The 8,071-nt window shown below is 57.0% G+C and carries 9 protein-coding genes and 1 pseudogene; 7 read left to right on the top strand and 3 right to left on the bottom strand.

Annotated features, from left to right (window positions below):
* From QCH34_RS03060 to QCH34_RS03030, 7 genes and pseudogenes are all read left to right on the top strand, one after another.
* A pseudogene (locus QCH34_RS03060) lies at positions 1-391 on the top strand (ATP-NAD kinase); the annotation flags it as partial.
* Positions 392-461: 70 nt separating this feature from the next.
* On the top strand, positions 462-1,991 hold the full coding sequence (locus QCH34_RS03055; protein ID WP_300329898.1) for an AMP-binding protein: 1,530 nt from the start codon (positions 462-464) through the stop codon (positions 1,989-1,991).
* Positions 1,988-2,512 carry a hypothetical protein gene (locus QCH34_RS03050; protein ID WP_300329895.1) on the top strand — a complete coding sequence of 175 codons (525 nt, stop codon included), beginning with the start codon at positions 1,988-1,990 and terminating at the stop codon, positions 2,510-2,512. The genes QCH34_RS03055 and QCH34_RS03050 overlap by 4 nt, the downstream gene beginning before the upstream one ends.
* Positions 2,513-2,515: 3 nt before the next feature.
* The gene (locus tag QCH34_RS03045) at positions 2,516-3,916 is read left to right on the top strand and encodes an ABC transporter ATP-binding protein (RefSeq protein ID WP_300329892.1); all 1,401 of its coding nucleotides are present in this window, start codon (positions 2,516-2,518) and stop codon (positions 3,914-3,916) included.
* 3 nt (positions 3,917-3,919) lie between these two features.
* Positions 3,920-4,708 (top strand): energy-coupling factor transporter transmembrane protein EcfT, encoded by a 789-nt coding sequence (locus QCH34_RS03040; RefSeq protein ID WP_300329889.1) that lies wholly within the window; start codon positions 3,920-3,922, stop codon positions 4,706-4,708.
* Positions 4,709-4,720: 12 nt separating this feature from the next.
* On the top strand, positions 4,721-5,293 hold the full coding sequence (locus tag QCH34_RS03035) for an ATPase domain-containing protein (protein WP_300329886.1): 573 nt from the start codon (positions 4,721-4,723) through the stop codon (positions 5,291-5,293).
* Positions 5,294-5,346: 53 nt separating this feature from the next.
* Positions 5,347-5,448 carry an antitoxin VapB family protein gene (locus QCH34_RS03030; protein ID WP_300329881.1) on the top strand — a complete coding sequence of 34 codons (102 nt, stop codon included), beginning with the start codon at positions 5,347-5,349 and terminating at the stop codon, positions 5,446-5,448.
* Positions 5,449-5,623: 175 nt separating this feature from the next.
* On the opposite strand, the gene QCH34_RS03025 is transcribed toward QCH34_RS03030, so the two are convergent.
* The 3 genes from QCH34_RS03025 to aspS are packed head-to-tail and all read right to left on the bottom strand — an operon-like array spanning position 5,624 to position 7,986.
* The gene (locus QCH34_RS03025; RefSeq protein WP_300329876.1) at positions 5,624-5,770 is read right to left on the bottom strand and encodes a hypothetical protein; all 147 of its coding nucleotides are present in this window, start codon (positions 5,768-5,770) and stop codon (positions 5,624-5,626) included.
* An 8-nt stretch (positions 5,771-5,778) separates the two neighbouring features.
* Positions 5,779-6,690: a methionine synthase gene (locus QCH34_RS03020; RefSeq protein ID WP_300329873.1), complete on the bottom strand. Its 912-nt coding sequence runs from the start codon at positions 6,688-6,690 to the stop codon at positions 5,779-5,781.
* 3 nt (positions 6,691-6,693) lie between these two features.
* Positions 6,694-7,986 (bottom strand): aspartate--tRNA(Asn) ligase, encoded by a 1,293-nt coding sequence (gene aspS / locus QCH34_RS03015; protein ID WP_300329901.1) that lies wholly within the window; start codon positions 7,984-7,986, stop codon positions 6,694-6,696.
* Positions 7,987-8,071: the final 85 nt, after the last annotated feature.

Here is an 8,071-nt window from a genome sequence, read left to right as displayed (position 1 = left end):
GACTGAGGCGATTGCAGATGCAATGGATCTGGAATGCACCCTCCTCGGCTTCGATGCCTATTCTGCCGGAAAACTCGTCCTCCGTGACGGGAATGCAAAATCCATCCTCGAATTTCTCCACGATCACCCGGATACACGCCTCATCATCAGCCCGATCGGCTCCCAGGGCTTCATCATCGGGAGGGGCACCCAGGTGATCACACCGGAGATCCTCGGGATCATAGGAGATAAGAACCTCATCGTCGTCGCAACACCCGGCAAGCTGAGGGCAACGCCCAGGCTCCATATCGATTCAGGGGATCGTAATCTTGATGCATCGTTTCCCGATTCGATCCGCGTGATCTGCGGGTTCGGGCTTGCGGAACGGAGAAAACTCCACCGATCAGCCTGATCAGAACCGGTTCTTTTATACCAAAATTGTACAAATATATACATTATACTACAATAATGGAGAATTTAACGTGCCAAACATCACCGCATTTCTTGACATCGGGGCGGCCCGATCCGATAAACCCGCCCTGATCGTCCCCACACGGGGCGAGTCCTATTCAATGCGGGATCTCCTGGATGCCACCTCTTCTCTCGCCTCGCTCTTCACCTCGCTTGGTATTCAGAAGGGGGACCGGATCGTCATCTACCTGGAGAGCTCCGCCGAGTACCTGATCGGGTACTCTGCGGCATGGCGGATCGGGGCAGTCGCTGTCCCGACCGGCCGGGTCTATACCAGGGATGAGCTTGCCTATGCGGTGGCAAACTCCGGTGCACGTCTTCTCATCACCGATCCGGAAGGGGTGAAGGTGGCAGAAACCATCCCCGGCATCACCATCATATCAACTCGCGATGCACCTGAGGGCACGGTTCCCTGGCCCGTGCTGCGGGAGGCAGTACCAGTATTCCCCCCCGTGAACTGCTCGCCCACCGATCTCTGCCAGATCCAGTATACCTCCGGTACCACCGGAAGGCCGAAGGGAGCGATGCTCACCCATGGCGGATGGATGGCGGCCCTCGATGCCGAGGCAGAGGCGCTCGCCCTCACACCGGATGATGTCTATCTCGGCATCTACCCGATGGGCCATGTCGGCATATCATGGGGAATAGCAGCACTGAAGGCGGGGGCAACCTTCGTCGTGATGGAACGCTTCGAGCTCGAAGCCTACCTCACGCTGACAGAAGAATACCGGGTCACCGTCCTGGCAGGGATGCCGCCGGTGATCCACTCCCTCCTCACCTCAACACCCGGAACAGAAGAGCGGCTTCTCTCTGTCAGGGAGATCATCTCAGGCGGCGGCCCCCTCCATCCCGAGGTCTGGAAGCCGTTCCATGAGCGGTTCGATATCCCGATCATCAATGCGTACGGCCTCTCGGAGACGATCGTGATCGGAACCGGCACCGCGATCCGGGCAGCAGACTATCCGTTTGCAGACCGGTTCCTCTCGGTCGGCCACCCGGTCGGGTACTCGGAGGTCAGAATCGTCGATTCAGATGATCCCGAAAAGATCCTCCCTGTTGGAGAAGAGGGGGAAGTTGCCCTCCGTGGTCCCGCAGTCGCCCTTGGGTACTATGGGATGAAAGAGGAGACCGAAGAGGCCTTCCTCAGATCAGGCTGGTTTTTGACCGGCGACATTGGGTTCATCGATACAGAGGGCCGACTCTCCATAACGGATCGCAAAAAGGATATGATCATCATGTCGGGCTGGAAGATCTATCCGACAGAGGTGGAGGATATCCTCCTCCGCCACCCCGCTGTCGCTGATGCCGCCATCTTCGGGGTCCCGGATCCACGAAGGGGCGAAGTTCCGGTTGCAGCAGTCGTCCCAAAGGAGGGGGAAACGATCACGGGAGAACTGATCACCGAATACTGCCGTTCCCATCTTGCAGGATACAAGGTGCCGAGGGAAGTGATCATCACCGATTCCCTTCCAAGGATGAATGGCTGGAAACTGATGCGTAAAACGCTCAGAGAAGAATATACCAGAGAGAGATTATCATGAAATCAAGAGATATAGCACTTGTCGGCATCCTGCTTGCAGCAGGAGCCATTGTACGGTACATGTCGCTCGTCATACCGGGCCCGATCGTCGCGAACCTTGTGATCGCGTTTTACTCGCTTGCGATCATCCTGGTCGTCCCAAAGATCAGTGAAGCTCTTGGGATAGGCGTCATCGCTGGCCTGATATCGGCACTGATCAGCCATTCGATCTTCCCGCCCGCAAACCTTATATCCGAGCCGATAGGCGCAGTCGTCTGTATACTGGTCTTCATGGCGCTGAAAGACAGGATGAAGCTGGCAGCACCCGGGATCACCGCCCTCGTTACGACACTCGCCTCAGGCTTCTCCTTTGTCGGAGTCGTCGTCATCCTGCTCCTCGCAGCACCGGGAATGCTCGCACAGGCAGTGACCCTCACCGGCTTTGTGATGGCAGTCGTCCCGATCGTCGTCATCACCGCAATAGTGAACGGGATCATCGTCTCGATGCTCTACCCCGCCGCCTCACGGGTTCTAGAGAGGTAACTGATGATCAGGATCGATCACTTCAGCTACACCTACCGGAACAGGGAACACCCGGTACTCCGGGATATCTCCCTCTCCCTTCCGGAGGGTTCGATGACGCTTGTCACCGGCCCCTCGGGTGCGGGCAAGACCACCCTTTGCCGGGCAATGTCGGGTATCCTCTCCCATATCTATACCGGCACCTCCGTCGGATCGATTGCGATTGCCGGACGGGATATGATGGAATATGATGGGATCGAAGAGCTCTCCCATACCATCTCGATGGTCTTTGATGATGCCGACGCACAGCTGATCTTCACCACCGTCGGGGAAGAGGTGATGACGAGCCTTGAGAACAGCGGCCTCTCAAAACAGGAGGCAGAATCCGAACTCGTCAGGATCCTCGATCTCCTGGAGATCTCCCATCTCGCAGATCGTGCCCCCTATACCCTCTCGGGAGGGCAGAAGCAGAAGGCAGCGCTTGCCGCAACCCTTGCCCTCGGAACACAGTTCCTCATCCTTGACGAGGCGACCTCTGAGCTGGATGAGGAGGCACGCACCCTGATCTTCTCCATCCTGCGGAAGCTCGCCGCAGATGAAGGGAAGACGATTGTCCTTGTCGAGCATATGATCGATGAGGCGGCAGCATATGCAGATACCTGCGTGCTGGTGGAGGATGGGGCGATCACCGCATCAGGCACCCCGGAAGAAGTCTCCCGGATCATCCGGGATGCTCTTCCCCCGATCACCAAACGCCCCCGGAAGGCAGGTGGCGCACCCCTCATCGAAGCAGAAGGGCTTGTCCACTGCTATGGTGATCTCCGTGCAGTCGACGGTGTTGACTTCACGCTCCATAAAGGCGAGATCATCGCAATCGTGGGGGAGAACGGGTCTGGCAAAACCACCCTCGTGAAGCATTTCAATGGCCTGTTGAAGCCGACTGAAGGAACACTCACCATAGCCGGGACACCCTGCAACGGCCACTCCATTTCGGTCCTCTCCCGGCACACCGGCCTCGTCTTCCAGAACCCCGATACGATGCTCTTTGAAGATACCGTCAGAAAGGAGATCGCATTTGGGATGAAGAATATCGGGAAAGACCCAAACTCCATCGGGGAGGTGCTGGAAGAGGTCGGCCTCACCGGAAAAGAGGAGACCAATCCCCGCCACCTCTCGCGGGGCGAGCGGCAGCGGCTTGCCCTCGCCTGCGTCGTTGCGATGGGACAGGAGGTCTTTGTCCTTGACGAGCCGACAACGGGACTGGATCTTGCAGAATCACTCCAGATCATGGAAATTCTGATGCGGCTCTCTGATGAGGGGCACGGGATTGTGATGATTACGCATAATCCAGGGCTTGCAACGACATTTGCAGATCGGGTACTGAAGATGAGCAACGGGAAATTCATCGCAGCAACGGAGGGATAAAAGATGCAGGAAATTATGCAGTATATACCCGGAAACGGGATATTCCACCGGATCCATCCGATCACAAAGCTCCTCTTCACGGTGATCCTCGTCATCCTCGCCGTCATGACAAGCGACCTCCTGGTGCTTGGATTCCTTCTGGTCGTGGTCTTCCTGGCCGCATGGGCAGGGGGGCTTGGGCGGGGTCTCACTGAACAGATTCCGTTACTCCTCGTCCTCGGCGTGATGCTCGTCCTCTTCACGGTGCTGACGATGCCTGCGGGCGAGGTGCTCTTCCCGCTGATCCCAGCAGCAGTACCGATCATCGGAGGCGCCCTGCCGGTGACTGCCGGAGCCCTCCTCTTTGGAACCATCCTCTCGCTTCGGTTTGCGGTGATGCTTTTTGCATTCCAGCTCCTCGTCGTCTCTACAAAACCAGCAGAGCTCGTCACCACGCTCCGGCAGCTGAAGATGCCGATCGACTATACCCTGATGTTTTTGATAGCGCTTAGGTTCATCCCGACCCTCCAGAGGGAAGGTATCCGGATCAGCGAGGCGCAGCTTGCCCGCGGGTATGCACCCGGCGACGGGCTGATGGGAAAAGTCCGGGGTTTGAAGCCGGTGATCCTCCCCCTCATCTTAAATTCTCTTGGAAAGGCTGATACCCTCGGGCTGACCATCGATATGCGTGGATACCGCCGTGGGAAAGCCGAGACCGGAGCAATATCGGTCGGCGCCCTTGACGGGCTCGTCCTCTCTGCCGCTCTTATTCTTGCGGCAGGCGTGGCGGCGATCCAGATCACCGGACTCTGATAGAATGGAGGAATGGGTAATTTGAGAGCAAGCGGCGTTCCCGGACTTGATCCGGTCATCGGCGGCGGATACCTGGCAGGGAGCCGGATCATCATGGTCGGCTCTCCCCTCTCAGGGATGGATGCCCTCGCGGCCCAGTTTGCGAGAGCCAATGCCGGGGTGTACCTCATCCTTGATGAAGAGATGAGGGATGGGATGATCCCCGCATCCGGCCTCTCTATTGAGGATCTCGCCCATGATATCCGGGGGGATGCCGCGGTTGTCGATTCTTTCTCGACCCTCATCCTTGACCGGGGTATTGCCCAGGCACTCCGGCTCCTCACGACCGCAACCGCTGCCTTCAGGAAGGATGGCGGTTGCCTCCTCTGCACGATGTATGAAGGCATCCATACCCCCTATGAAGAGGCACTCATCTTCAGGCATGCGGATATTGTCATCAGGCTGACAGCCGAGATCCACCAGTCGCAGATCGAACGCAGGCTCCAGATCATGAAGTACCGGGGCATGCGGATCCCTGACCGGACGGTTCCCTTTGTGATCACCGGGGACGGTATCGAGCTCTCGACGACGTCAAGAGTGGTGTGAAGAGGAAGTAATTCCTCCCTGATCACCGGGAGTCATACAGAATTGGTGATGTAATGGGCTACAGGACAATTCGGATCAGTGACGAAGCCTATGATCGGCTCCTCTCCCTGAAGAAAGGAACGAAGATGAGTTTTTCAGTAGCGATCCTGGGATGAACTCCCAAGAGAAAGATGCTCTCGGAGATTCTCATGGATCTGGGTCCAAACCCGGAGCTAGCAGATTCGATAGAGAATGAATCCAATGAAATGAGAAAGGCCAGGATGCGGGATCTCTCTTTGGGAGATGATTGATCTCAATCAGCCAGCACAAACCAGAGAACAGGGGAGAGAATTAATCCTTTATCCTGGATAATGGGACGTAGGCATCTTTGCTGCGGCTTCTCCAGATCCTGAACTCTTCTTCAAGCCTGTGCCTCTTCTGATCCCCGTTCATCTCTGCAGGCTCCGTGTTGACGTGTTCAGGTGATGAAATCAGCATCCCCCACCTTACAGATACTCTCTCCGCACCAGCTGTACAGCCTCGCACATCCGGGAGAGCTTGGCAAATGCACCCTCCGGCGTATGCATCCGAAGCCCGCAGTCCGGGTCGATCAGGATTTTCTCATGCGAGAAGATATCGATGCATCTCTCGATGCGTTGCCGGATCAGGTCTACCGGTTCAACCTCATGGTCAGAGGAGGCGACACACCCGCAGCCGACCATCTTTCCTTTAAGGTCTTTACCAGTGAAGATCTCAAGATTCTCCGGCTGGGTCGCTGCCTCGATATCAAGGATCGCAACCGGCAGCCTGAGGAGGTGATCGATGATCCCTGCAAGCGGCCCGCAGACATGCAGGCAGACCGGGAGATCCACCTTTTCTGCGATGATTCCAATCGCCTCTGCCCCGGTTGCGATATCGGCAGCTCCTGTCGAGAGTATCGGCTCATCGATCTGGATGATACAGACCCCTTCTTTTGCGAGTGCCTGTCCTTCTGCGGCAAGGGCATGCGCAATATCGATCACAAGCTCCTCACGGTTCCGGTATGCGGGTGTCTGGATCCGGAGTGCATGGGCAATTGACGAGGGTCCGGTGAGGATGCCTTTCACCCTCTTCGTTTTCGTAAGCGCATACCGGGTATCAGAGACGGTGATCCCGGTTGGCGCTGCCTGCACAGACGAGATGACGGAATCATCCCGTATACCGGGCAACTTTCCCGTGAATGCCTGGATCATCCCCTCCCGGACCTGCCCGTCGGAGATGATATCGATCCCGGCCCGGATCTGCTCGGAAACAGCAAACCGAACCGCATGCTTGTAGGGGTCGAGGACTGCTGAGAGTCCTGTTCCTTTCACTGCGGGGAAGCTTCCGACAACGGTTGTCGGGAGGATCATGCCGGGATCGAAGACAGGCGAAGACATGGCTTATGGGGTGACACGGTGGCGATCCCGTGGGAAGAGGACCGCTTCACGGATATTCTGGAGATTGCACATCGTCATGACGAGCCGCTCGGTACCAAGCCCCCAGCCGGCATGCGGCGGCATCCCGTACTGGAAGGGCTTCAAATAGAACTCGAAGCCTTCGGGGGAGAGCCCTTTGGACTTGATCTGCGCAACCAGCTGGTCATAGACATGGCACCGCTGTGCACCGGACGAGAGCTCCATCTTCGGGTGCATCAGGTCGAATGCATTGCATATCGAAGGATCGGCAGCAGAGGGCATCGCATAGTACGGCCGGATGGCGGTCGGCCATTCGGTGATGAAGTAATGGGTGCCCATCTCCTCGCCTACCGCCCGCTCAGACGCAGTTCCGAGATCATCGCCGTATGCGATCGGCTCTTCCATCTTTCTGGCCGCAATCTCGATTGCTTCTGCATAGGGGAGGCGGGGGAGCGACTTCTCAGGCACCTGGAGATTTGGGATTCCGAGGAGTTCAAGCTCGGCAGTGCAGTTCTCTGCAACCGAGGAGTAGATCTCGTGCATAAGCCTCTCAAGGAGCACCATCACATCATTATGGTCGGCAAAGGAGACCTCGACATCGATCGAGGTTGCCTCATTTAGGTGCCGGACCGTGTTATGCTCTTCTGCCCTGAAGATCGGGCCGATCTCAAAGACTTTCTCGCAGCCAGCTGCCATCATCATCTGCTTGTAGAGCTGCGGGCTCTGGCTCAAAAACGCCTCCTTCTCAAAATATGCGATCGGGAAGAGTTCGGTGCCCCCTTCGGTTGCAGCTGCCACCACTTTCGGGGTAGTGATCTGGAGGAACTCCTCCCTGAAGAGGAAGCTGTGGGTTGCTTCCATCACGCGGGATCTGATCGAGAAGATTGCAGCGATCCTCGGCCGCCTGACATCGAGGAAGCGGGCATCGAGCCGGGTATCGATCTCAGCAGGCACCTTCTCGGCGACATCAAGGGGGAGCGGGGAGGCCGCCTTTGCGAGGATCTCAAAACTTTCGGGGACAAGTTCCCGGCCGCCGGGCGCCTTTTCGGTTGCCTTGATGATCCCTGAGACGCGGACAACAGACTCCCGTGATACCTCTTTGATTGCAATTAATACCTCTTCAGGAACTTTCTTCTTTGGAACCGTCACCTGCATGATCCCGGTCCGATCCCGGATCAGGAAGAAGGCAAGGCCCCCAAGATCCCGCTCTTCATGAACCCATCCGGCGATTGTGGCACGCTCAAGTGTGGGCGTTACGTCTCGTATTGGTATGCGCATAAAATCCAGTACTGGTACTTCGTGCAAGGTGAAGAGGTTTGTGCCATCAGGGATGCAACCCGGCAATTACAGGGTTAAATATATC

This window comes from Methanocalculus sp. (genome assembly GCF_029762515.1).
Classification (GTDB): domain Archaea; phylum Halobacteriota; class Methanomicrobia; order Methanomicrobiales; family Methanocorpusculaceae; genus Methanocalculus.
The sequence above is the reverse complement of the archived record's forward strand: the minus strand, read 5'-3'. Positions and strand labels throughout refer to the sequence as shown.